Origin of the sequence: Sphingobacterium cavernae (assembly GCF_008520265.1) — a bacterium.
GTDB classification, from domain to species: Bacteria; Bacteroidota; Bacteroidia; order Sphingobacteriales; family Sphingobacteriaceae; genus Sphingobacterium; species Sphingobacterium cavernae.
This window is the reverse complement of record NZ_VIQM01000065.1, coordinates 146656-172648: the sequence shown is the minus strand read 5'-3', so window position 1 is coordinate 172648 and position 25993 is coordinate 146656. Positions and strand designations below refer to the sequence as shown.

23 protein-coding genes and 1 rRNA gene are annotated in these 25993 nt (G+C 35.5%); 8 read left to right on the top strand and 16 right to left on the bottom strand.

Features of this window, described 5'->3' with window-relative positions; all coding sequences use genetic code 11:
* Positions 1 to 6 precede the first annotated feature (6 nt).
* Both rrf and FLS47_RS13215 read left to right on the top strand, forming a co-directional pair.
* Positions 7 to 118, top strand: a 5S ribosomal RNA gene (gene rrf / locus FLS47_RS13220).
* Between the two features lie 469 nt (positions 119 to 587).
* A complete protein-coding gene (locus FLS47_RS13215) occupies positions 588 to 1724 on the top strand; it encodes an IS4 family transposase (RefSeq protein ID WP_223225275.1) in 1137 nt (378 codons plus the stop codon).
* A gap of 32 nt (positions 1725 to 1756) precedes the next feature.
* Here the strand turns inward: FLS47_RS13215 and FLS47_RS13210 are convergent, their stop codons facing one another.
* Positions 1757 to 2137, bottom strand: coding sequence for an SRPBCC domain-containing protein (locus FLS47_RS13210; protein ID WP_149914838.1), 381 nt, complete (start codon positions 2135 to 2137; stop codon positions 1757 to 1759).
* 65 nt (positions 2138 to 2202) lie between these two features.
* On the opposite strand from FLS47_RS13210, the gene FLS47_RS13205 reads away from it, so the two are divergent.
* Positions 2203 to 3570 (top strand): methyltransferase RsmF C-terminal domain-like protein, encoded by a 1368-nt coding sequence (locus FLS47_RS13205; RefSeq protein WP_149914837.1) that lies wholly within the window; start codon positions 2203 to 2205, stop codon positions 3568 to 3570.
* Here FLS47_RS13205 and coaBC read toward each other — a convergent pair.
* Genes coaBC through FLS47_RS13190 form a run of 3 tightly spaced genes read right to left on the bottom strand, consistent with a single transcriptional unit; the run spans position 3565 to position 6070 of the window.
* Positions 3565 to 4773: a bifunctional phosphopantothenoylcysteine decarboxylase/phosphopantothenate--cysteine ligase CoaBC gene (gene coaBC / locus FLS47_RS13200; protein ID WP_149914836.1), complete on the bottom strand. Its 1209-nt coding sequence runs from the start codon at positions 4771 to 4773 to the stop codon at positions 3565 to 3567. The genes FLS47_RS13205 and coaBC overlap by 6 nt on opposite strands.
* A 14-nt stretch (positions 4774 to 4787) precedes the next feature.
* On the bottom strand, positions 4788 to 5117 hold the full coding sequence (locus FLS47_RS13195) for a DNA-directed RNA polymerase subunit omega (protein WP_149914835.1): 330 nt from the start codon (positions 5115 to 5117) through the stop codon (positions 4788 to 4790).
* Between the two features lie 29 nt (positions 5118 to 5146).
* The gene (locus tag FLS47_RS13190) at positions 5147 to 6070 is read right to left on the bottom strand and encodes an outer membrane protein assembly factor BamD (protein ID WP_149914834.1); all 924 of its coding nucleotides are present in this window, start codon (positions 6068 to 6070) and stop codon (positions 5147 to 5149) included.
* 208 nt (positions 6071 to 6278) lie between these two features.
* Here FLS47_RS13190 and FLS47_RS13185 point away from each other — a divergent pair, with 208 nt between their 5' ends.
* Together FLS47_RS13185 and FLS47_RS13180 are read left to right on the top strand one after the other, a co-directional pair.
* A complete protein-coding gene (locus FLS47_RS13185) occupies positions 6279 to 6557 on the top strand; it encodes a NifU family protein (RefSeq protein WP_149914833.1) in 279 nt (92 codons plus the stop codon).
* Between the two features lie 69 nt (positions 6558 to 6626).
* Positions 6627 to 7280 carry a hypothetical protein gene (locus tag FLS47_RS13180; RefSeq protein ID WP_149914832.1) on the top strand — a complete coding sequence of 218 codons (654 nt, stop codon included), beginning with the start codon at positions 6627 to 6629 and terminating at the stop codon, positions 7278 to 7280.
* Positions 7281 to 7282: 2 nt separating this feature from the next.
* On the opposite strand, the gene FLS47_RS13175 is transcribed toward FLS47_RS13180, so the two are convergent.
* From FLS47_RS13175 to polA, 12 genes are all read right to left on the bottom strand, one after another.
* Positions 7283 to 8536, bottom strand: a complete 1254-nt coding sequence (locus FLS47_RS13175) for an ABC transporter permease (protein ID WP_223225274.1) — start codon at positions 8534 to 8536, stop codon at positions 7283 to 7285.
* Positions 8533 to 9174: an MBL fold metallo-hydrolase gene (locus FLS47_RS13170; RefSeq protein ID WP_149914831.1), complete on the bottom strand. Its 642-nt coding sequence runs from the start codon at positions 9172 to 9174 to the stop codon at positions 8533 to 8535. The genes FLS47_RS13175 and FLS47_RS13170 overlap by 4 nt, the downstream gene beginning before the upstream one ends.
* Before the next feature lie 17 nt (positions 9175 to 9191).
* Positions 9192 to 9770: a gliding motility lipoprotein GldD gene (gene gldD / locus FLS47_RS13165; RefSeq protein WP_149914830.1), complete on the bottom strand. Its 579-nt coding sequence runs from the start codon at positions 9768 to 9770 to the stop codon at positions 9192 to 9194.
* Positions 9771 to 10520: a shikimate dehydrogenase family protein gene (locus tag FLS47_RS13160; RefSeq protein WP_149914829.1), complete on the bottom strand. Its 750-nt coding sequence runs from the start codon at positions 10518 to 10520 to the stop codon at positions 9771 to 9773.
* On the bottom strand, positions 10513 to 11925 hold the full coding sequence (locus FLS47_RS13155; RefSeq protein ID WP_149914828.1) for a tetratricopeptide repeat protein: 1413 nt from the start codon (positions 11923 to 11925) through the stop codon (positions 10513 to 10515). The genes FLS47_RS13160 and FLS47_RS13155 overlap by 8 nt, the downstream gene beginning before the upstream one ends.
* Before the next feature lie 166 nt (positions 11926 to 12091).
* Entirely contained in the window at positions 12092 to 13492 is a 1401-nt protein-coding gene (locus tag FLS47_RS13150; RefSeq protein ID WP_149914827.1) for an OmpA family protein, read from the bottom strand.
* A gap of 245 nt (positions 13493 to 13737) precedes the next feature.
* Positions 13738 to 14748, bottom strand: a complete 1011-nt coding sequence (locus tag FLS47_RS13145) for an inorganic phosphate transporter (protein ID WP_149914826.1) — start codon at positions 14746 to 14748, stop codon at positions 13738 to 13740.
* A 33-nt stretch (positions 14749 to 14781) separates the two neighbouring features.
* Complete coding sequence (locus tag FLS47_RS13140; RefSeq protein WP_149914825.1) at positions 14782 to 15429, bottom strand: DUF47 domain-containing protein; 648 nt, start codon at positions 15427 to 15429, stop codon at positions 14782 to 14784.
* A gap of 66 nt (positions 15430 to 15495) precedes the next feature.
* Positions 15496 to 16533, bottom strand: a complete 1038-nt coding sequence (locus FLS47_RS13135; RefSeq protein ID WP_149914824.1) for a sensor histidine kinase — start codon at positions 16531 to 16533, stop codon at positions 15496 to 15498.
* Between the two features lie 53 nt (positions 16534 to 16586).
* Positions 16587 to 17240 (bottom strand): phosphatidylserine decarboxylase family protein, encoded by a 654-nt coding sequence (locus FLS47_RS13130; protein WP_149914823.1) that lies wholly within the window; start codon positions 17238 to 17240, stop codon positions 16587 to 16589.
* Positions 17241 to 17293: 53 nt separating this feature from the next.
* Entirely contained in the window at positions 17294 to 18412 is a 1119-nt protein-coding gene (locus FLS47_RS13125; protein WP_149914822.1) for a toxin-antitoxin system YwqK family antitoxin, read from the bottom strand.
* Positions 18413 to 18424: 12 nt separating this feature from the next.
* Positions 18425 to 21223 (bottom strand): DNA polymerase I, encoded by a 2799-nt coding sequence (gene polA, locus FLS47_RS13120; protein ID WP_149914821.1) that lies wholly within the window; start codon positions 21221 to 21223, stop codon positions 18425 to 18427.
* A gap of 118 nt (positions 21224 to 21341) precedes the next feature.
* On the opposite strand from polA, the gene rsgA reads away from it, so the two are divergent.
* The 3 genes from rsgA to FLS47_RS13105 all read left to right on the top strand — a co-directional run bounded on the left by rsgA (position 21342) and on the right by FLS47_RS13105 (position 25991).
* Complete coding sequence (gene rsgA, locus FLS47_RS13115; protein WP_149914820.1) at positions 21342 to 22262, top strand: ribosome small subunit-dependent GTPase A; 921 nt, start codon at positions 21342 to 21344, stop codon at positions 22260 to 22262.
* A 77-nt stretch (positions 22263 to 22339) separates the two neighbouring features.
* Positions 22340 to 24166 (top strand): hypothetical protein, encoded by a 1827-nt coding sequence (locus tag FLS47_RS13110; protein ID WP_149914819.1) that lies wholly within the window; start codon positions 22340 to 22342, stop codon positions 24164 to 24166.
* Positions 24167 to 24203: 37 nt separating this feature from the next.
* The gene (locus FLS47_RS13105; RefSeq protein WP_223225273.1) at positions 24204 to 25991 is read left to right on the top strand and encodes a TrkH family potassium uptake protein; all 1788 of its coding nucleotides are present in this window, start codon (positions 24204 to 24206) and stop codon (positions 25989 to 25991) included.
* Positions 25992 to 25993 lie beyond the last annotated feature (2 nt).

Here is a 25993-nt window from a genome sequence, read left to right as displayed (position 1 = left end):
AGATCTTTGGGTGCCTATATCGGCGGTGTTCACCTCTTCCCATTCCGAACAGAGAAGTTAAGCCCGCCCGAGCCGATGGTATTGCCGTAACAGGTGGGAGAGTAGGTCGGTGCCTTTTTTTATACAAAGCCTTATCACATAACGTGGTAAGGCTTTTTCGCGTTTAGAGATATTATTCTATTAGTGTAGTACATTTGATAATTGACTCATAAAGTAATTATAAACTTGTGTTCTACTCAAATGAGTTATTCTAACTCAATTATAAAAAATTGTAATTTCTACTTCTTGTAAACTAACTTCCTAATTTGTTTATTTTTTGTATTTATAGAGTTTATAGTGAAGAATAAGTGAATCTGTAATCAAATTAGTTTAATGATATTATTTGATGCATATATATATAGTTTTTGACACTGTTTTAAAACATTGATTTTAGTCTCTTCTAACTATACGACCTCTTTATCAAGTAATGGAATATAATGAATTTTTAATATATCTATTCACTAGTATCCGGTAAAGAATAAAAAAAGGGTTGGCGCAAGCACCAACCCTTTAGCTAACTTTGAAGTTGCGAAACAAACAAAGTAAGTATGGGTAAAAGTACAAATTTTAGCGGACAGCCGATATTAAATCAACTGTTATTTTTTTTGGACAAAGGTCAGATCAAGAAAATTAGCAAAACCCATGAAGGAGATCGATATGTTAAAAAGTTCACTACCTACAACCACGTTGTGGTGATGCTGTTTGTTGCTTTGGAGGGCTATTCGTCCATCTGGGAAGTGATTATAGGGCTTCTAGCCAATGCACATAAGCTAAGCCATCTGGGTTTGAGCTATATCGTTCGGCGAAGTACTTTATCGGAAGCTAACCAGCGTCGCAGTAGTAATTTATTTGGTGAAATTTATATGGAGGTTTATCTCCGGAACCGGAAACATTTAGCGGACAGCCGCTTGAGTGATGCCGATATGAAAAGGCTTTATATCATGGATTCGACGACCATCACGTTGTTCAAGGATATTTTGAAAGGGGTTGGTCGCAATCCATTACAGGGAAAGAAAAAGGGCGGTATCAAGGCGCATACCATCGTCAAAGCCAGTGAAAATGTTCCCTGTTTGATCCGCTACAGCGCAGCAGTCCGTCATGACCACATGTTCCTTCACGAAGTCCATACTTTGTCCAAAGGATCAATTATCACATTTGACAAAGGTTATGTAGATTACGCCCAATATGAAGCATTTTCTCAAAGCGAGATCTTTTATGTTACCCGTTTGAAAGACAATGCAGTCTATGAAGCACGTAAAGAGTACGATTTACCAGAGAATGCGCCCTCAAGTGTATTAAAAGATGAAGAAGTTGTTTTGTATTACGGACAGGACAAAAAGAACGAGCATCGCACCAGGCGGATCGCCTATTGGGATGATGAAAACAAACGGTTATTTGAGTTTATATCCAATAATTTTGAGTTTTCGGCAGAAAAAATAGCTTTAATCTATAAACAGCGATGGAAAATAGAATTACTGTTCAAGCAGCTAAAACAGAACTTTCCGCTTAAATATTTTCTGGGAGACAATGAAAATGCCATTGAAATACAAATATGGGCAGCTATGTTGGCTAATCTATTGATTACATTGGTAAAAAGTAAGGTAAAACGCCCATGGGCATTTTCAAATATGGTGTCCCATCACGGAAAGGTTAAAAATATTAAGTCGCTTACGCCCTATCTATAATAGTCCGAGGTTATTCTCGGACTTTCTGCTTATTATTCTTCTGTATAAAAATCGATTAAGCTACCTACGTATTCATATTCCCATCCGTCAACAATATCATCGTAAGCTTCGTCAGGAATATTCATGTGATTCACTTCGAATGAAGTTCCTTTTCTATGTTCGTGCAATTTAATCGTTACTATTGATTGCTCCTCATCCCCAAAATACCACTCTTGTACAATTTTTTTGTCCGGAATCAATTCTATAAATCGCCCATTAATACTGCCATCCCAAAGAGAAAATTCACCACCTTCTTTTGGATCTATTTCTACGCTATCACCCGTCCAAAGGCGAATTGTAATTTCAGTAGTAAGCGCTTTGTATATTTCCTCAGGTGTTGCAGGAATAATATAATATTTTTTAAAACTCTTCATTAGTGACAAAGATAAAGCAATTGAATAGTATTTTATTTTTTAGTTCTGAATTTTTACTTTTGGAAATGAGTAATATACTTCCCAATGACTTACTGTCGCTACTAAAGGGCGATCCTTCGTTTGATTATGAGGCTTTTATAGCTATACACAATAAAGAAGAGAAAACATCATCAATCCGTATTAACCCAGTAAAAAATTTTCAGATTGCAGATTATGTAATTGAAAGTGCAATTCCATGGTGTGAGCACGCCTATTATTTAAAGACTCGGCCTGTATTTACTTTGGATCCACTATTTCACAGTGGGTGTTATTATTCTCAAGAGTCAAGTTCTATGTTTTTGGATTATTTAACCCGAAAATTAAATCTACATTTAGAACCGATAAAAGCTCTAGACCTTTGTGCCGCTCCAGGAGGGAAATCTACTTTACTTAACTCGGCGCTACATGATGACAGTCTATTGGTGGCTAATGAAATCATAAAATCCCGTGTCAATATACTTACGACTAATTTAGTTCGGTGGGGAAATTCAAACACAGTAGTTTCTAATAATGATCCATCAGCTTTTGGTCGACTGCCTGGTTATTTTGATTTGATGGTAGTCGATGCGCCATGCTCAGGTTCTGGGATGTTTCACAAAGATCATTCAGCTATTGATGAATGGTCGTTAGCTAATGTGAAATTGTGCAGCGAACGTCAACAGCGTATTTTGGGACAAAGTCTTTCAGCTTTGAAGACAGGTGGTTATTTGTTTTATTCAACTTGTTCTTATTCGAACGAAGAGAATGAAGATATAGTTGATTGGCTTATCAACGAGTTTAAAATGGAATCTGTTGCCGTGGAAGTAGATGCGAGTTGGGGAATTTCGGTAACGACATCAAAGTTACATCAAGCAACTGGCTATCGATTTTATCCGCATTTATTAAAAGGTGAGGGTTTCTTTTGTGCTGTGTTGAGAAAGAAAGAGGAGCAGGACACATTTTCGATGAAAAAAATAAAAAAAGAAAAAAATGTTGCTCCACAACATATAGCGCAAGAATGGGTTAATGCTGAGAGACACTATTCTTTTCTTCAACACAATTTTTTACATGTCTTTCCGAAGCAAAATGAGCAAGATCTCCAAGCTTTGCAAAGTGTTTTGTATTTGAAAAATGCCGGAACGGAGATTGGTGAGCTAAAAGGAAAAACTCTAGTTCCAAGCCATGATTTAGCTTTAAGTAATCTTGTACGTGCAGATTTACCACATATAGATTTAGAGCTCGATCAAGCCCAAAACTATTTACGGAAAGAACAACTTCCATCTAGTGTAAATCCTGAAAATTTATCAGGCTGGATTTTAGCGCGATACAAGGAGACTAATTTGGGCTGGATAAAAGCAATGCCAAATCGCATTAACAATTATTATCCGAAAGAAATTAGAATTTGGAATTTATAGGCTTTGTTGATGATCAACTATAAGTTGACAGATATCTTTAGCGACCTCTTGTTTAGACTTGAGGTCGTAATTTTTTGGGGCATTTTCACGTGATAGAATAGTCACTTTGTTGGTGTCCGTACCAAAACCCGCGCCAGCATCTTGCATTGAATTTAAGACAATAAAATCAGCATTTTTGCGTATAAGTTTATCTTGGGCGTGAGCCATTTCGTTATTTGTCTCCAATGCAAAACCTATCAAGGTTTGGTTTTTATTCTTCCGTTGTCCTAATGTACCTAAGATGTCTGTTGTTTTCTTAAGCTCAATAGTGAAGTCTTCGGCTTTCTTTTTTATTTTCTCTATAGCAGGTTCTTTTGGTGTATAATCCGCTACAGCCGCACTCATTACGATGATATCTGCGTTGTTAAATTCTTCATTGCAAGCATCATACATTTCTTGCGCAGAATGCACAGGAATAGTTTTAATCTGCGAAGAAGCTTTCAAGTGAGTAGGCCCACTTACCAAAATTACCTTAGCGCCTTTCGATTTTAACTCTTCGGCAATGGCATAGCCCATTTTTCCAGAGGAATGATTCCCAATGAATCTAACGGGATCAATAGCCTCATATGTCGGCCCTGCTGTGATTAATGCTGTTTTACCTGTCAAAGGTTTATTTTGACCCAAATCCTCTTCTAAGAATGCTATAATCTCTTCTGGCTCAGCCAATCGACCTTCACCCACCAATCCACTAGCTAGCTCTCCGTTTCCTGGCGGAATTATAATATTGCCATAACTCTTCAGTAAGTGCAAATTATGTTGCGTAGCAGGATGCTTCCACATGTCCAAATCCATCGCTGGAGCTAGATATATAGGACATTTGGCAGATAGGTATGTTGCTGCTAGCAAATTATCACAAAAACCATTAGCCAATTTGGCAATAGTGTTTGCAGATGCTGGTGCTATTAACATCAGATCCGCATGCAAGCCTAAATGTACGTGATTATTCCATTCGCCAGTTTTTGGATCATAATAATCCACCAATACGGGCTTCTTAGATAATGTAGATAAGGTAAGAGGGGTGATGAATTGGGTAGACTCTGGCGTCATAATGACTTGCACAGAAGCTTCCTCTTTAATGAGCAGTCGTATTAAAGAAGCTATTTTGTATGCGGCAATACTGCCGCATACACCTAGCACAATATTTTTGTCTTTTAGCGAAGACATAGCTTCTCTAGTGATTAGTCTTGATCTTTAGAAGGATTTCTAAAGTAAACTTTGTCTTTCAAAAATTCGTCAATAGCTACTAATGAAGGCTTTGGCATACGTTCGTAGTGTTTAGAAATTTCGATTTGCTCGCGGTTTTCGAAGACTTCTTCTAAGTTATCGTTGTTGCTTGCAAACTCAGCCAATTTCGCATTTAGCTCCTCTTTCACTTCTACACCAATTTGGTTTGCTCTTTTGCTGATGATCACGATTGACTCGTAAAGATTGTCAGTAGCTTTGTCCAATTCTCTCAAATCTCTTGTTACTGTAGAATTTGGGATGGTGTTGTTTTTTGCTTGACTCATATTAACTAAATATTATTTTTAATTTCTTGTTATTTTGTTGAACTGTCTGCACTTGCTTCTTCTTTTTTGGATTCAGTGATGCCCAGTTCTTTGTTTCTTTCTTCCAGTTCCTTATTGTATTGATTCATAAGGCGAATCGCAGAAACGATTTTTTTATCAGCACTTTTTTTCAAATCATCTGCTTCAGATTTGAATTTGCTCGATGGAAAATGTTCCGAAAAGCTATTGTAATAATCTATAGCTTCATTAAAACGCTCCTCCTGACGATGTACACGACTGTTGTCAGCGAATAAATACTGAGATTTTAACATTAAAAACTCAATTTCTTCGGCAAACTTTGTATCAGGGTACTGTCTCAATACATTTTCTAAAGCGATTACTGCCGCACGATAATCATCTGCCAGCCCCATATTGTAATAAAGCTTCGCGTTATCAAATGCTTTTTTCTCAAGTTTCTCTCTTAAATCTTGAATTAATTCACCAGCTTTTTCTGCTCTTTCTGACTCTGGATAATAGTTTACAAATAATTGTAATTCATCAATCGCCTTACGCGTGTTATCTTGATCTAATGTTGATCTTGGAGATTCGATGTAATAGCAATATGCAGCCATATATCTGCATTCCTCAGCTCTAGGGCTATTCGGGTAGGTATTGGCGAAGTTTTTAAAGTGAAAACGTGCTGAGGTATAATCTCTTAATTTGTAATTTGCGTTAGCAATAAGATAAAATAAATCCTCGGCTTCCGCTCTTCCACGATATTTTCCAGCTAAATCATCAAACAAAATGAGTGCTTTAGAATATTTGCCTTTCTCATATAGCTTGACTGCTTCTTGGTATTTCATTGTAATATTGTTACTGTTGCGAAGTTTTTCAAACTTGCTTTTACAGCCTACAAAAAACAATGTAGCTAAGCACAAAGCTAAAATTACAGGTATACGTCTATTCAAAAACATTTTACAAAGATACGTCAATTAACAATAATATTCAATTAAATTTTAAACCGCAATTTACTTGATTTTTAGTAACTAATATATTTTTACAAAAGCCTTTAACAAACTTTAACCATTGCCGTATTATGTCATTATTTTGCTAATAATAAGGGCTTAATTTCAGATAGGAATAAAATTCATTATATTTACGGATTATTAAGTAATACAAAAAATGAGCTTACACGAGAGAGTAGAACAAGCATTAGATACAATCCGTCCGTATTTGGAGACTGATGGGGGCAATGTTAGTATTGAAGAGATTACGGAGGATAAGGTCGTGAAGTTAAAATTGTTGGGTGCTTGTGCGAGTTGCTCGATGAGTATTATGACATTTAAAGCTGGTCTTGAGCAAGCGATTAAAAAAGCTGTGCCGGAGATTGTTGCTGTAGAAGCGATCAACATCACGGATATGAATGATCCGAACGCTACATTACCCGGACAAACTTTGTAACGAAAATGTTGTTAATTGATTAACACATTTTAACAGGATCGAATAGTCTTAAATTATATTTTTGTTTAAATGTCTATAAAATCCATTAAATATCTTTTTGTAGGTTTAGGTGTTATGCTTCTTACCTTAGGTTCTGTATTTGCACAGAGCAAAAAGATTCTTCAATTTAGTGGTCTAATTACGTCAATGGGTTCGGACCTTCCTGTCGGATTCGTAACAATAAAAAACACCTCCTTTAATAATCAAACATATATGTCCAACAATGAGGGGTACTTTTCATTCGTGGCACATGTTGGGGATATTATTGAATTTTCCAGTGTTGGATTTGATCCTGTTACATATACAATTCCCGAGGTAGAAGGTGACAAATACACTGCGTCAGTTAAAATGCGTGCACTAGTTATTGAACTTCCTGCTGTTACGCCGTTTCCGTGGGCAAGTTACGAAGATTATTTAGCGGATTTTATGGCTATGGGTGGTGATGACCCAATTGCTACAGCGCGACGTAATTTGAGTCCTGAGGCTATTGCAGCTCTTGCACGTGTTGTGCCGCGTAGTGCAGAGGAAATCCAAACGTTCAACTCTTTGCAACGCCACCAGTACATGCAAAACAAGAATATTAACCAACGCATGAACAATCCTTTCTTGAATCCATTTAATTGGTATCAATTTATAAATTCCATCAAAAAAGGGGATTATAGTCGCGAAAAACTTAAATACTAAATTTATTCCTCGCTCTTAAGATTTGCTATTTTACCAATTTCTCTTACGCTGAGTTTGGATGAGAAATAGGATACAATAATGGATAGTGTCGATATTGTAACAAATACTAAGATGAAATCCTGTGTACGCATATCTACTGGATATACATCGATGAAACTTCCATTCACATTGTTAGTGCGAATTAAGCCGTATGTTTCTTGCAAGAAACAGAAAACATAACCAACTGCTATACCAATGGTACTTCCGACCAAGGCAATCATGATACCTTCGTAGAAGAAAATCTTTTCGATTGTAGACTTATTTGCACCGATATGCTGAAGAATTTTCATGTCTTCTTTCTTGTCGATGACGAGCATCGTAAGCGATCCAATGATGTTGAAAATGGCTATTATCCCTATAAATGTAAGGATAAAGAACACAATCCATTTTTCAGATTTTATAGTTTTGTAGAGTGTTGGATTTTGCTGTTCCCTGTTTTTAACTTGAAAATCTTGTCCTAGTTTTTTCTGAATTTCTTTTTGCAAAGCATACGATTCGCTCGGATCTTTCAAAAACAATTCAACTGCCGAAATAGCTTTGTCTTCTCCTAGAATATCTCGTGCAAAATCCAAAGGTAGTATAACGAGATTTTGAAATTCAGGCTCAAACGTCAAAATTCCATTAACAGCTATTTGACGAATATTAAAATCTTCTAATGGATTTATATTATTGACCGAAGATTCTTTTCGTGGGAAATATAAGTCGATTGTATTATTAAATTCTGAGATTGGAACTTGTAAATTTGTTTGAATTTGAGGTCCAATTAATGCATAATTCGTCGAATCTGCTTTAATCTGAAAATTGCCAATATGCAAAATATGTTCTTTAGACTGCTTCTCTAGACTTTCTTGCATGATACCTTTTAATTGACCTACAATTTGCTTCCCTTCATGTTGAATTAAAACTTTATCCTCTAGGGTTTCAGAGTAATTTTTAACAGCGGGAATTTTTTCTAGTTCTGAAAAAGTTGCGTTTTTGCTTGGATCAAATGTTTTACCTTTGACTGCTTCAATACGCAAATCTGGGGAAAAGGTGCTATTCATCGACAAGATGAATTTTTCCATACCATTATAAAAAGACAATACAATAACTAAAGCGGCTGTGCTCACAAAAATTCCTACAATACTTATTATTGAAATAATGTTAATAGCATTGACAGATTTCTTCGAAAAAAGATACCGTAAAGCAAAGAATAAGGGTACACTTATTTTTTTCATCCTCTCACAAAAGGGTTTGTTTTTTTCTCAAATCCAATAGTCGTGGTGGGACCGTGGCCAGGATATACTTCGACATTTTCAGGTAACCTGTAGATACGTTTTTGTATACTATTTAAAAGTGTCTGATGATCACCTCCAGGCAAATCTGTGCGACCTATACTATTCTGAAATAACACATCACCACCTATTAAAATTTTTTGGTCAGCGATATAATAACATAAATGACCAGGAGAATGGCCTGGCGCAAAAATAGCCTCTATTTTATGACCTCCGAATTCTATTATCTCTTTATCTTGAATGAATGTCTCTGGAATTGGTGATGTTTCGTATCGAAAACCCATTTGCGGGGCGTAGTTTTCTACAGAAACAAGTACAGGAACTTCAAATTCATGAAAATTTGGTTTTAATCCCCAATTTTCGTGAATGAAATGGTTTCCAAGTACATGATCAATATGACAATGCGTATTTAACAGTAAAGTAGGTTTAAGATTATTATTCACAATAAAATCTTTAAAATAACTTTGTTCTTGTAATGAGTGCATTCCGGGATCTATAATTACACAATTACCTTCTTGATCGATAATTAGATACGTGTTTTCTTGGTATGGATTAAATGTAAATGTTTCAATAGTTAACATGAATCAAATTTAACTATTTATTTCCATCTAATCGTAGAAATCATGTGCTGAATGTCTGATTTTAGAAAATCAAGAACGGGTTGAATAGAATCTAGGTTTGGTTTTTCATTAAAATATAAAGCACCTCTCAAATAATGATTTTTCTGGTCGGATACAAAAAATTGAAAATTAGAGGCGGTATTTCCTTGTATATTGTAGACAAGTCCATGAACATTATTTTCTGGGTTAGCAATTTTTTGCTGATCAATAGCAGTTGCTTTTGTAGTATGCTTAAATACGAATGCCCTTGCGTCTTCTGTTAATGCATCCAGCGTTGCGAATTTATCAATTGCAAAGTAGCTCAAATGTAAACGTGCATTGAATTGTGGGAAATCAATGTTTTTCCAACAAGGTTTCGCATTTTTATTCGTATCATCAATTAATAAGCTGTAGGCAGGAATGTCAAATAGAAAGGGACACCCAACTACTGATTGATTTGTGTATTTTTTTTCTGGAAAATCAATGCGATGATAAGCTTTTGGTTTAGGACTGTAATCTGTATTTTGACAGCTAAAGAAACAAAAAACTATGAATAATAAAACTGCTGTACGTGACATCTAAAAGGTGTTACTCCAAATTTCCCAATTTTTTTCAGCTTGCAATAAAAGCATTTCGTAACCATTTTTGATTACAGCCCCTCTTTCTTTGCCTTTTTTTAGGAATAATGTCTCCTCCGGATTGTATATTAAATCATAAAGTAAATGATTCTTACCAATGCCATTATATGGAATGTCGGGACAACTATCCATATTAGGGTAAGTTCCGACTGGAGAACAGTTTATTATTAACGAATGCTCTGAAATTAACTTTTCGTCCAAGTTTTCATAAGTCAAATCACCCGTATCTTTATTACGACTCACAATTTTGTATGGAATACCTAATTGATCAAGAGAGTGGAATACGGCTTTGGCAGCTCCGCCATTTCCTAATACCAAAGCTTGTGAGTGATTTGGCAATAATAGAGGCTCCAAAGATTTTTGAAATCCATAAGCATCCGTATTGTATCCCTTTAAAAAAGATTTCCCATCTTTATATGAAATCGTGATGCAATTGACAGCCTTCATAACTGATGCTTCCTCAGACAATTCATCTAAATAGGGGATAACCGCCTGCTTGTGTGGAAGGGTAACATTGAATCCTCGAAATGTTTGATCTTGGTCAAAAATTTTCGGAAATTGATCAATATGCTCAATAGCATATGTGTCGTAATGCACATTGTCAATATTTTCTTTTTCGAATTTTGTTAAATAGTAATTTTTAGAAAAGGAATGTCCCAAAGGATATCCAATTAACCCTAACTTAATCATTCTTGTCGGTATACTTTTTTATGATTTCTACAATAATTTGATTTCCTTGCAATTGCGGAAGGTATTCAAATAGTATGTGGTGTTTTTCTGGACCAAATGCCAAAGCAAGTTCTAGGAAATTTAATGCTTCAGTATATTGCCCATTTGCAAATAAGTACGCAACTAATCTATAATACAATTCTGGAGCTTCTGTGTTAATTTTTATCGCTTCAGAAATTGTTTCAATAGCTTCGTTAATCTTATTTTGTTCAAAATATATGGATGAAAAGTCCAACCACGCTTCAATATCACTTGGATTCAATTCCACGACTTTAGTATAAGCTAATTCGGACTCTTCAATCTGTCCTAATTTGTAACGCGCATCTGCTATTGCAAACCAATAATCTGGATTCTCATCGTCCAACTCTAAAGCCTTTTTGTAAAAGTGCAAAGATTCAAAATAGCGTTCTTCGAAATCTAGTGTTACGCCAATACCAAACCAAGCGTCTGCCATTTCAGTATCTAGTTTGACCGCTTTTTTGTAATAATCACGTGCAGTATCCATTAACTCCAACTTCTCGTAGCATTCCCCAATAGCACAATACGTATCTGCGTTTGGTTGTTCATACTCAAAAGTTTGCTTATAAATTTCAATAGCCTCTGTGTAGCGATCCAAATTCACTAACGCATTTCCTTTGTTGAAATAAGCAGATGAAAAACTTTCATTAATCAATATGGCATAATCATAGGCATCAATTGCTTCTTCATATCGGCTGAGTTTATGATATGCGTTACCCAAATAGTACCAACAATTATAAGAATATGGATCTTGATCAATTAACTTAGTAAAAAATTCTAGACATTCTTCCTTTTCATCTAGCACATCGTAACAAAAGTTGAGTTCTAATAACGCATCAGGATTATCTACAGATATTTTAAGTGATTTCTTTAAGAAATCCTTGGCTTTAGAAAAATTGGCTTGCATTTGATATATAGTAGCCAATTGATGGTATATTTCAGCTTTATTTTCAGCATTTTCTAATGCCTGACTAAACAGTTCTTCTGAAGTATCAAAGTTCCCTTGTGAAGCATATATGGATGCTTTGATAAGCAGAATGTCAGAATCCGAAGGTTCTAAAGATTCAGCTTTCTCGATGGCTTCAAGTGCTAAAGAAAATTGACGCATAAGCGATAGAATTTGCGCTTTCTTAGCATAGAATCCAGCTTCATAGGGGTGTTGGCTGGTTGCAAATTCAATGACCTGCAAAGCCTTAATGGAATCGTTCTTGTCAGAATAAAAATCTATTATACTTTCAAAAGTATTTGCGTCAAAAAAATATTGATCCTCGTTTCGAATCATTTCTTCAAAACGGTTTACAAATTTTTTTTGCTCTTCTGCTGATCCAAAATCAAATTCCTCTTCCATATCCTATCCAATTTAGTGAAAAATACGCTTTTTATATATAACGCTCGTAAATTATTTTCCACATATCCACAAGTTTAGAGTATGCTGTGGTGTAAAGGTTTAAAAACTAAGAAGCCGTCACATAAAATGTGACGGCTTCTTTATGCTGAATAATTATAAATTATAATTATTTTTTGATCTCAACACGACGGTTTTGAACACGTCCTTCTTCAGTTGCATTTGAAGCAATTGGATTAGCTTCACCGTAACCATTTGCATTAATGCTTGAAGCAGCAACACCAGCGTTAACTAAGTATTGTTTTACAGCGTTAGCACGGTCTTTAGATAAGTTAATGTTGTATTCTTCAGTACCTTCTGCAGAAGCATATCCGTCTAAAGTAACTGTACCATTTGAATCACGTAATTCTTTAGCTAATTTATCCAAAGTAGCATATGATTCTGTTTTCAATACTGAACTATCAAACTCGAAAGCGATAGGAGCAAAATATGCATTTGAAGTTAATTCTTGCTTAGACTCAGGGAATTTGATTGGACATCCAGAACCATCAACTACTGTGCCAGCAGGAGTGTTAGGGCATTTATCAAATTTGTCAGAAACACCGTCGCCATCAGAATCTTTACCTAATTGATCAACTGTACCTTCTAAAGTAGAAACACGTTGTTTTAATGCTTCAACTTCGTTACGTAATGAAGGATCTTTCAGTTCATCGTATAATGTAGATACTGGGTTAGCAAAAGTTAAGTTTTCTTTATCGCGAGAACCTAATGTAAATTCTAAACCACCGTATAGGTTAGAGAATTTTTGTTTTCCAGTAGAACGATCAGATGGTCCATAGAAATAGTTATCATCAGTGAAGTTCATTGTGTAACCTAAGTTCAATGCTACAACTTCAGATAATTTAAATTTAACACCAACTCCTACAGGAACGTATGCTGCTAATTTATAATCTCTATCACCAGTAGGTTCACGATCTCCGAAAATTTCTTCACCCCAGTTACCTTTGTTGTCAAAAGAAGCACCAGTGAAGTCGTTGTTCGCGTATAATACTGGATTATTAGCTAAAACACCTAAACCAACTTTAGCGTAAAAATTAACAGCATTTTCTCTTCTTAAAAAGTCAATAGTTCCTAATTGGAAAACACCATTTAAACTAGCTGCCCAGTTTACTTCAGTGATTGCTGACTTTGAACCAGCAGTTAACCATGAATTTGTTTCAACAGCGCCGTTACCAGTAGATCCTGATAAATCATGGTTGTAAGTTTTAACTTTACCACGGTTACCTTCTAATTCTAATCCGAATAAGTGAGAGAATTGTTTACGGATTGTTAAACCATAGTATTCTCCAACTTTATTTTGGAAAAGACCAACTTTTTGACCATAAGCATTTGAACCACCGATAATAGCATTAGGAGTTGTGATACCACCTTGTAAGCCAATTGACCATGTTCTGTATTGAGAACGGCCACCGAATACAGTAGGAGTTTGTGCTTGAGCTACATCAGCGTAACCTAAAGCGGCTACTAAAGAAGCGGCAACAGCTGTTTTTTTAATTGTAGAATAGTTCATACTCTTTTTTGTTTAAGGTTATAAAAATTTTTAATTGTTTTCTAATTTAACATTACTTAACAATAATGATGCCAAAAAAATAAACGCCATCAAGTGTTAAATAAATGACTAATGTAGTCAAAATTTTACGTAAAACTAAATATTTGGTTATAATCTAGCAACTCATATCATTAAAAAGTTACACGATATTCAATAAAAAAGAATAGTGACGTAGTATTTTGCCCACATCACTATTCTTTTTTATATTATAATATATAATGAATAATTGCTAAAGTAATACCACCAAGTACTGCACTGACTGGTATTGTTAATACCCAGGCCCAAAGTAAGCTTATCGTCACCCCCCATCTTACAGCAGAGACTCTTTTCACTACACCTACACCGATGATTGCACCAGTGATCGTATGTGTCGTTGATGCTGGAATACCGAAGTGTTCAGTGATACCTAATGTAACCGCACCAGCACTTTCTGCACTTACACCTTCTAATGGAGTAACTTTAGTGATTTTAGTACCCATTGTTTTCACAATTTTCCAACCTCCACTCATTGTTCCCAATGCAATAGCCGCGTAACAAGAGATTGGAATCCATTCGGGCATTTGCTCTCCAGCTGTTGCTGCGCCTCCAGCAATCATCGCTACGAAAATAATACCCATTACTTTTTGGGCATCGTTACCACCATGTGCAAAGCTTAATCCTGCAGATGAAATTAATTGAAGAATTTTAAACCATTTCTCTGCCACACGAGGTTTCGCATTGCGGCATATATTTATAATTATAAGTGTAATAATTATGGATATGGTCATACCAATGACTGGCGCTAGTACTATAAAAGAAATGATTTTTAAAGTTGCACTAATATTAATTGCATCGATTGGATTTGCTCCTAAAAATAAAGCATAAGCCATACCCGAACCCGCAAAACCACCAATTAATGTATGCGAAGAACTTGAAGGAATACCGTAGTACCATGTAAATAAATTCCAAGAGATAGCTGCTACTAATCCTGCGAAGATAACTTCTAAGGTAATATATTCTTCTAATACAGTCTTCGCGATTGTATTGGCAACTTTGTGATCTGTGAAATAAAAGTATGCTGCAAAATTGAAAATCGCAGCCCAAAGTACAGCCATTAATGGTGTTAATACTTTGGTCGAGACTATTGTGGCGATTGAATTAGCTGCATCGTGAAATCCATTGATATAATCAAATGCAATGGCCAAGACAATAACTACCACTAATAATGTTGTAATCATGTTGAATGAATTAAAGTAGATTAATATAAATGATTAGGCATTTTTAACCAGAATACTTTCTAATACATTCGCTACATCTTCACATTTGTCCGTAGCATCTTCCATTGCTGACAATACTTCTTTATGTTTGATCAAAGAGATTGCATCTGTTTCGAATTCGAAAAGATCTGCTACCGCTCTGTCAAAGATGTAATCTGCTTTGTTTTCAACACTGTTAATTCGTACGCAAGAATCCGTAATGTTGCGGATATTTTTTAAATCCTTTAATTCGAATAATGCTTTAGCAACATGTTCTGTAGCTTCTAAGATCAATTCTGTTAATTCAATCATAGGCTGCGTAGTTTTTTCTACTTTGTATAATTGAATACGATTCGAAGCGCCATGAATAAAGTCTGCCACATCGTCCAAAGAACTTGCTAATGCGTGGATATCTTCTCTATCAAATGGTGTGATGAAATTACGTCCTAATTCAAGGTGGATTTGGTGGGTGATATTATCTCCAACATGCTCTAAATCTTCAAGTTTCTTAGATATAGATTTTCTGTCTTCAATATTAGGTGTGTTGACACATTCTTTCAAAAGCTTAGCCATTTCTATTAAATTGGCACCCGCTTGTTCAAATAAAGGAAAGAACTTTTTATCCTTTGGGACAAAGTACTGAAAAATACTATTTAGTGACATATACTTATATTTTCACCAAATGTATAATCTTAATGTTAATTTAATGTTAAGTCTTTTCAGAAATTTTTAGTGGTGGGCTTTTGATTTCGCTAATGTGAAACCAAATGTTGTGCCTATGCCCTCTGTGCTACGTGCATGTACGGTCTGCTCATGTGCCTCGATAATGTGTTTTACTATCGATAAACCTAATCCTGAGCCGCCAATGTCACGAGATCGACTTTTGTCGGTACGGAAAAACCGCTCGAAGACTCGAGGTATATTTTTTTCTTCAATACCAAATCCATTATCGGTCACTTCCACTAAAATCTGATCAAGAAGTGGGTAAATGTTTACTTTAGTTTTACCACCATCTCTTCCGTATTTAATAGAATTGTCAATCAAATTGATTAAAACTTGCTGAATACGCTGTCTGTCAGCTTTCACAAAAATTGGATTGTTATTTTTTAAATCGATAATAATTTCAATATTCTGCTTTTGTGCTTTATCGATTAAATGGTCAACGGTTTCTAAAATAAGTTCTACGATGTCGAATTTTTCAAGATTAATAGAAATTTGTCCTGATTCAAGTTTTGATATTTCGTCAAGATCATTCAAAAGATATGTAAGACGATCTATATTTCGGGAAGCTTTATTCAAAAAATTGTTTGCCATTTCTACATCCTCCTCGATCATACCATCCTTTAAGGTTTCGATATAACCTTGAATCGCAAAAAGCGGCGTTTTGAATTCATGTGAAATATTTGAAAGAAATTCCCTGCGAAATTTTTCTTGTGCTTTTAGTTGGTCTATCTCAGAAGACTTTTGAATAGCCCAATCGCGGACTTCTTTTTCTGTACTAAGAATAGGATCTTCACTTGCGTGCTCTGCTAAGACGACTTTCATGTCTTTGCCTAATTTGAGACTGCGAATAAGTTTATAAATATTGCTGATACGTGTATGGATATGGTAGTGCAATATATTGGTAAGAATAATAAAACTAATCACAAAAGAGACAATCATTATCAGCAATGAATGTTGCCAATCCTGCGCATAGAAATAACTCACACTTGCAAGTGAAAGTGAAAAACCAGCTGATATATAAAAAACTAGCAACCTAAAGTTCATAAAAAAAGCCTCATATGATGAGGCTAAATTACTTATTTAATGTTAAGATAATATTAAAAACGCGCAATAACTGTTTTGCCGCCTATTACCTTCTCTCCGATATTTACCGTTACTTTAGTGCCAATAGGCAAAAATACATCTACACGAGAACCAAATTTAATAAATCCGAATTCTTGGCCTTGTTGTACTTTATCTCCTTCTTTCACGTACCATACGATTCTACGTGCTAATGCTCCAGCAATCTGACGAAAAAGAACTTCCACGCCATTATTTTTTTTCACTACTACAGTAGTTCTCTCGTTTTCTGTAGATGATTTTGGATGCCATGCGACTAAAAACTTACCAGGGTGATATTTGAAATAAGATACTATACCCGAAATAGGATTTCTATTCACGTGAACATTTACAGGAGACATAAAAATAGAAACTTGTAATCTTCTATCATTAAAATACTCAGTTTCCTCTGTCTCTTCAATCACGACTACTTTACCATCTGCAGGGCAAAGTATTGCACTTTCGTCTAGCGTAATTACTTTTTTGGGGCTACGAAAGAATTGAACAATCGTAATAAAAAGAAATGCTGATATAAGGTATAAAAACCATTTAACATACTGATTAGCATCGAAATAATCAGCTGTTGCATTAATTATAAAAATAAATAAAACAACTAAAGCTAAACTTGTATATCCTTCTTTGTGAAATTTCATTAATGTCTGTTTTGTGCAAATATAAGGAACTACGCCCAATAAAATGTAAAATACTATTCTCCGATTTCTCTTTCAACCTTTAGGTGTTGTATTGTTGCTGCTTTATCAGTGAAAATAAAACTTCCTGTTAAAGTGATATTGTCTCGGATTTGCTTACCATCTTTTATTGATGGAATAAAATATTCAACAGTTTCAAAAAGCGACCTAATCTTATTTACATCAGACTTAACTAATTCCTCAGGCGTTTCTAAAACCTCCATCGAATTTACTAAACCCTTATTACTAACGTCATATATTACTTTGAATTCAAACTGACCAGCATATTCGAATTTATCGTCCGTCAGAAAATGATTAAATTTTTTAATATTATGCGTGATGAAACCACTGTATGAATCAAAATTGCAATCATAAACTATGAAAGATTCTGCCCTACTGGAAAAATCGCTAGGTACAATATAGAAATCTTCATAAGCAATATATTGTTCTAAAAATTCTGGTGCTATCTCGTAGCTATTTTGTTTGCCTTCAATAAATAATTGACTATAAATTGGTATAAACTTCTTTTTTCTAGCATCAATTATAAAGGAAGTTAGCCATGCGCCATCGGGCTTGCCTTTTGAAATCTTGCCTTTTTTTAAATAGGAAGTAAAGCCATGATCCGTAAATCCTTTTATCGGAAAAGTCATTTCGTATTTTCCTTCACCGTTAGCAATCTTTTGAACACCATATGTATCCCAAAAGTCTACAAATTGAAAATCATCGTTCTCAAATGACAGCGTAAGCATGGGTTTACCATCGGGATAATAGTATTTCCAAAGCCCTTTTTCTTTGTTATCTGCATACTCTGATTCCCATCTTATCTGCCCATTGGGATGAAAAGCCGTAAATTTTCCATTCCTAACACCGTCTTTATAAAAACCATGTAAAAGCAACTTTCCTTGCAAATTAAAATCTTTGAATTCTCCATTAAACTTCCAGTTAACCGTGTCATACTGCGCGACACGCATTATACTCTTGAATTCACAATCCTTATCGACTAAGTAATAATTATCGTCATAAAAAAACCTTGTATAATTTTCGTTAGCCTTTTCTTTGTATTGAATTTCTTGTGCAAAAATGATACTGCCGAAAAAAAGATACGCTAATACTATATAAAGTTTTTTGATTTTCATAGCTTATAGACCTTAATGTGCTTCTAACCAATTGCTACCTTCCCCAACTTCAACTTCTATTGGAACGCGCATTGGTATTGCGGTTTTCATTCTTTCTAAGATAATATTTTTAAATGATTGAACTTCATTTTTAGGCACATCGAATACCAACTCATCATGCACTTGCATAATCATCTTTCCTTGTAGTGCTTGTTCTTTAATGTCGTTTTGAATATTAATCATCGCTACTTTGATCATATCCGCGGCCGATCCTTGAATAGGGGCATTAATGGCATTTCGCTCCGCGAATCCTCTGACCGTCATATTTGAGGAGTTAATATCTCTCAAATAACGACGACGTTTTAATATTGTTTCTACATAACCTTTTTCTTTCGCAGATTCTACTGTTTTGGACATGTATTGTTTGATACCGTGATATTGATTAAAATATTGGTCGATAATTTCCGCTGCTTCGCGACGCGGAATACCCAAACTTTGAGAAAGTCCAAAAGCTGATTGCCCGTAAATAATACCAAAGTTTACAGCTTTTGCATTGCGACGTTGATCCGAAGTAACTTCATTGATGTCAACACCATATACACGTGCGGCAGTAGCTTTGTGAATATCGTGTCCCAATGTGAAAGCTTCCAACATGTTTTCATCTTGGCTCAATTCCGCCATGATACGTAACTCGATCTGCGAGTAATCGGCAGAAAGCAATACATGATTATCTGATCTTGGAATAAATGCTTTGCGCACTTCGCGTCCTTTTTCGGTACGAATTGGAATATTCTGTAAATTTGGATTTGTAGAACTTAAACGTCCTGTTGCTGCAACAGCTTGATTGTATGAAGTATGAATTAAACCTGTGTTTGGATTGATCAGCGTCGGCAAGGCATCCACGTAAGTAGATTTTAACTTTTGAAACTGACGGAAATCCAAAATATCTTTAACAATATCCGATTTGTGTGCTAATGCCAAAAGTACATCTTCCCCCGTTTTATATTGACCTGTTTTAGTCTTCTTCGCTTTCGGATCTAATTGTAATTTGTCAAATAAAACTTCGCCTAATTGTTTTGGAGAAGCAATATTGAATTGCACACCAGCCTTTTCGTAAATACTATTCTCAAGAGTTGCGATATCTTTTTGTAGTGATTCAGAAAAGGTCTTCAATGTGTCAACATCGATTTTAACACCATTTTTCTCAATCTCCGCCAACGTATACACTAAAGGAAATTCTACTTTTTGGGCCAGCTCATCTGTTTTTGTTTCCAACAAAAGGGGAGAGAGTCTTTCGTATAATTGCCAAGTAATATCAGCATCTTCAGCAGCGTATTCTTTGATTTTCTCGATTTCTACATCACGCATATTTCCCTGATTTTTACCTTTTCCGCCGATTAATTCGGTGATAGAAACTGGTGTGTAGCCCAAATAAGTTTCGGCTAAAATATCCATGCCATGACGTGTGTCAGGATCAATCAAGTAATGCGCCAGCATTGTGTCAAATAGTTCACCTTGTACATTTACGTCATATTTTGCAAGCAACAAGATGTCGTATTTAATATTTTGACCTACTTTTTTGATGGCTGTATTTTCTAGAACTGGTTTGAAAATATCCACAATTTGTTGTGCAACTTCCTTATCCGCTGGAATAGGCACATAATAAGCTTTACCTTTTTCGTACGAAAAGGATAAACCAACGATTTCAGCTGTCAACGCATCAAGTCCAGTAGACTCTGTGTCAAAACAAAATAACATTTGATTTGCCAAGTCATTAGCTAGTGCTTGAATTTTGCTGATTTCATCTACTAAAATGTACTCGTGTGTTGTATTATGAATATTGTTTGCAGCAGTTGCAGGAGCTTCAGTCTCTTGATCTGAAATACTTAGAGAATCGGCAATTGGCGCAGCAAATAAATCCATTTGCGCAGTCGCTGGTTTACTATTCTCAACTACAGAAAATTCCTCGCCAAATACGCGTTTACCTAATGTTCTGAATTCCAATTCTGAGAATAAAGGTTCTAGAACTTCTTTATTTGGATCAATTACTTTTAGATTTTCCTCTTCTAATTCAACAGGGACGTCCAATAAAATTGTTGCCAACTTTTTGGATACCAAACCTTGCTCTGCGAAATTTATGACGTTTTCTTGTTGTTTACCTTTCAGCTTATCTGCATTCGCTATTATCCCTTCTACTGAACCAAACTCTTGAATTAATTTCTTAGCTGTTTTCTCGCCAATTCCTGGTATTCCCGGGATATTATCCACGGCATCTCCCCAAAGCCCTAAAATATCAATGACTTGAGATACATCCGTAATTTCCCATTTTTCTAAAATTTCAGGAACGCCTAAAACTTCGGCGCCATTGCCCATTCGAGCTGGTTTGTAAATGAAAATATTTTCCGATACGAGTTGTCCAAAATCCTTATCTGGCGTCATACAATATACCGTGAAACCCTCTTGTTCGGCTTTCTTGGCTAACGTACCAATAATGTCGTCAGCTTCGTAGCCATCTTTGGTTATGACAGGAATGTTGAATCCTTCGATTAATTTGAATACATAAGGTATAGATTTGGCTAAATCTTCAGGCATTTCTTGGCGATTCGCCTTGTATGCTTCGAATTCAATATGACGATTTGTAGGTGCTGCTGTGTCAAATACAACAGCCAAATGCGTAGGCTTTTGATTTTTCAAAACATCCAATAAGGTATTTGTAAAACCCAAGATAGCACCTGTATTCAAGCCATATGAAGTCAAACGTGGCACTTTGCTCAGGGCAAAGTAAGCTCTATAAATTAGAGCCATTCCGTCTAAAAGAAATAGTTTTTTCACCTAATATTTATTTATGTGTACTTACAAAGGTAATAAAATCAGTAAGCCTGATATTAACAAATTTTTGCGACTTTTGTAAGATGTTGATACAAATCAAAGGAATAACTTTATTTGCCGTATGAGAGGATTAGTGATTAAATCTACCGGTAGTTGGTATCAAGTACAGGATGAGCACGGTAACTCTTACGATTGCCGAATTCAAGGGAAATTTAGAATTAAGGGTATTAAAACGACCAATCCAATTGCGGTGGGAGACTGGGTAAATTTTGCGCTGGAAGCCGATCAAAATACAGGTGTTATTACAGTCTTGGAGCCACGTAGAAATTACATTATCCGTAAATCTGTCAATCTTTCGAAGCAAACGCAGATTATAGGGGCTAATTTGGACCAAGCTATTTTGGTCGTAACATTAGCTTCACCTCCGACTTCGATGGGGTTTATTGATCGTTTTTTGGTTACAGCTGAAGCGTATGGTATTCCGGCGATTCTAGTTTTTAATAAGTTAGATTTATTTAGTGAAGAAGGGTTAGAGATTTTAGAAGAATATAAAGCGGTTTACGAAAATATTGGTTATCCATGCTACCAAGTTTCAGCGATGGAAGGTACGAATATCGACCATATCATTGCATTGTTAAAAGATAAAGTTACGTTAGTTTCAGGTCATTCGGGTGTTGGGAAATCCACATTGATAAATAGCATTGTTCCAGATGCGGCTTTGCGAACAGGACTTATTTCAGACTGGTCGGATAAAGGAAAGCATACAACAACTTTTGCGGAAATGATTGATTTGCCTTTTGGTGGAAAATTAATTGACACGCCGGGTATTCGCGAACTGGGTATAGTAGATATAGAGAAAAAAGAACTATCACATTTCTTCCCAGAAATGCGAGCGTTCATGAATAAATGTCGATTTAATAATTGTGTACATATCAATGAGCCAGGTTGTGTGGTGTTAGATGCCGTTGAAAACGGTGAAATTGAACCTTCACGCTACGAAAGCTACATCAGTATGTATAATAATGACGATAATAGAAGTTAATTTGCTTCAATAATTCGTTGAAAACAAAATGCTTCGTCTATTGTTTTGTTATAAATCAATAAGCAAAGCATTTTTTTATGAGGCCAGTTTGGAAATGGGTACTTGGTATCATAGGCGGAATCCTGATCATTCTTATTTCAGTCATATGGTATTATAGCCGAAACTGGAAACCAATTGTAGAGACAAAACTTAAAGAAGTCGTTCACAATTCCACTAATGGGCTGTATTCCTTGCAATATGATGATTTAGATCTAAATATTGGATTAGGTAATGTCACCCTTACCAATGCGGAATTAATTCCTGATTCTGCGGTTTATCAGAAAATGATTTTGACGAAGGATGCTCCGAATAATCGTTTTCATATTAAGTTAAAAAAATTAAAAGTACGCCGCTTCAATCTTATGGACGTACTCACCAATAAAAAATTACACATCAAGTCTATTTCTTTCGAAGAACCTAATATTCATTTGATGAGTGAATATCACGCATTCAATGATACTGTACGCACAGAACCAAAGAAAAGTTTGTATGAAAGTATTAAAGATATTTTTACTTCAATAAATGTGCGTGATGTAGATATTGACAATGTGCAGTTTAAATATTCGAAGTTTGAAGAGGGAAAGCAGAGTAGCATTAACTTGGATAAAGTAACCATAAAAGTGCACGATGTACTGGTGGATGAAACTTCGCTAGAAGATACAACGCGGTTTTTTTATACTAAAATGGTGGATGTAAGCGTACCTGGGTTTGAATATGATCTGCCAGATGGATTTTATAAAGTAAAATTCAAAGGGTTAAAGATTAATACACGTGAGCAAAATATATTGCTGACAGATGTGGGTTTTCGACCAAAGATGAGTAAGGCGGCATTTTATAAGCAAAAAAAACAAAATGTGACAATGGCTGAGCTCAAATTTGATACGTTGCGCGTGGAACGTTTGAATTTTCAGGCATTAGTAGACTACCAACAAACAATAGCGTGGAAAGTTCAACTCAAAAACGGTACTGTCGATTTGCATGCCGATAAGCGATACCCAAAATTTCCGATTATCAAAATAGGGCAATCACCTCATCAAAAACTGTTGAAATTTAAAAAGCTATTGAGTTTAGACACCGTTATAGTTGATAACGTCACAGTTACATATCACGAAATGAGTGGTAAATACTTCCGAGAAGGCTCTATAAGTTTTAACAATGCTTCGGGAATGCTTACAAATGTCACAAACGATTCTTCTGCTCTAAAAGAGGATAAGTATATGCGTGCCGATTTGCGCGCAAAAATTATGAATGCTGGTAATATTCACGCCAAATTTGGTTTTGATATGCTGAGCAAGACTGGACAACATACCTATAGCGGCACGCTCGGAGCAATGAATGCTACTGCGTTCAATCGCATTCTAAGGCCTCTATTAAATGTGGAAATTGCTTCAGGAAATATCAAAAAAGTAGCTTTCAACATGCAAGGTACTGATCGCAAAAATTGGGGTGAGTTTCGTTTTGACTATGACGACTTAAAGATCAGTCTCCTAAATAAGAAGAATGAAAATGGGGAACAATCATCCAAAAAAGTAGTCTCATATCTCATTAATCAATTATTGATTAATGATAGTAACCCTGATAATAAGGGTGTATATACAATTGGTAAAGTGAACTATACACGCGTGCCTGAGCACACTTTTTTCAAAACAATGTGGCAAAGTATGCTTGACGGTATAAAACAATGTGCTGGAATCAGCAAAGAACGTGAGGCGAAATTGATGGGAGCAGCTGAAACGGGTAAAGGCGTCGTTGAAAAAGGAAAAGACATTGTTGAAGGGGCAAAAGATGTCGGTAAGAAAACAGGTAATTTTATCGAAGGAATTTTTAAGAAAAAAGATAAATCCGAAGAGGATTCTAAACAGTAATTGCTTGTAAAGTAAAGTATATTACTATGTTTGTATCATGGAATCCATAGCAAGTTTTCTAAAATATGTATTTCGTTATCGCGCTAATGTAGTCGATAAAGTCATGTTTTATGTGAGTGTGATTTGTATACTCACTGTCATTACACATGTAGGATATATTACAAGTCCAGAAATTGCTTTATACACTGAAAAGTCCATTGTAATAATGTTTTATGGACTTTTTTTGTTGGACCTAATTCGTACAGGCTCTTCTATCTATGCGAGTCGGAGGATTAATGTTTCTCAATATTCAGGAATTGCTGTCGTCGCTGGACTTTTTTTTATCGTCTTAGCTCGAGTTACAGATGCAGGGTTTTTAGATTATTTTGCGCGCGAGGAATGGATGTATTTCGGTATAGGTGCAGTATTTATATCTGAACTGTCCAAAAGCAGTTTATTTTTTGATAATTTCTATTTTAATCCGACTATATTATTTGTCATCAGTTTTATCGGGCTGATTTTGATTGGGACGTTATTGTTAATGTTGCCTAGAACGACCTTACACGCGCCTTTAAGTTTTGTTGATGCTTTATTTATGGCTACTAGTGCAGTTTGTATTACAGGTTTGACGGTCGCTGATATTTCTACTAATTTTTCGCTTTTTGGACAAAGTGTAATTCTTTCGTTGATACAGGTTGGTGGTTTAGGGATAATGACTTTTACAGGGTTTTTTGGTTATTTTTTTTCTGGTGGCTTCTCTTACAAAAATCAACTGATGTTTGGAGAGATTCTGGGGGAGAATAAGCTGAATTCAGTGATTTCGACTTTGCTTACGATTATATCAATTACACTTTTATTCGAGTTTATAGGTGCAGCATTTATTTTCTTTTCACTAGATAAAGAACAGTTTACTACAATTGGCGAGCAGTTTTTCTTTTCCGTATTTCATTCCATAAGCTCATTCTGTAATTCTGGGTTCTCCATTCTTCCAGAAGGAATTGGAAATGATAATTACCGTTTTAATTATGGTTTTCAAATCATACTCGCTTTAATATTTGTCTTAGGCGGAATGGGCTTTGGCACGGTGTACAATTTTTATGCCTACGTAAAATCCCAAATCCAAGCTTTATTTCAAGCCATTGTAAAAAAACAACGTTATAAGCACAAGGCACAGCAATTTTCATTTAACACAAAATTTATTGTGCTCTGTAATATGATTGTGCTGTTCTTGGCGACGGTTTCCTATTATGTGATGGAGCAAAATTATACGCTCACAGAAGATAAAACCGCTGCTGGTGAGTGGGTGACTTCGTTTTTCATGGCGAACGCCTCGCGATCAGCTGGGTTCAATAGTGTAAATATTAGCTTTCTCAATATTCCGACCTTGATTATGATTACGACCCTAATGTGGATTGGTGTTGCGCCAGGTTCTACAGGAGGAGGAATAAAAGTGACGACATTGGCTTTAGCTTTTATGAATATTATAGCATTAGCGCGAGGAAAGGATTCAATTGAAATTTTTAAGAGAAGAATAGCGGCAGAATCGATTAATAAAGCTTTTGCGATTATAATTTTGTCAGTGTTAACTATTACATTATCATTTATTTTGTTGAATGTCACAGATCCTGAAAAGCAAATGATTCCATTACTCTTCGAGGCTGTATCAGCATACACAACCTGTGGATTGAGTATGGGCGTTACGCAATCATTAAGTTCCGCTGGTAAAATAATAGTTATCGTGACGATGTTTGTTGGACGGGTTGGGATGCTTACACTTTTGGTGGCATTTATAAAGAATACAAAAAACAAAAGTTATATTTATCCTACAGAGAAGTTACTTTTCTAGTT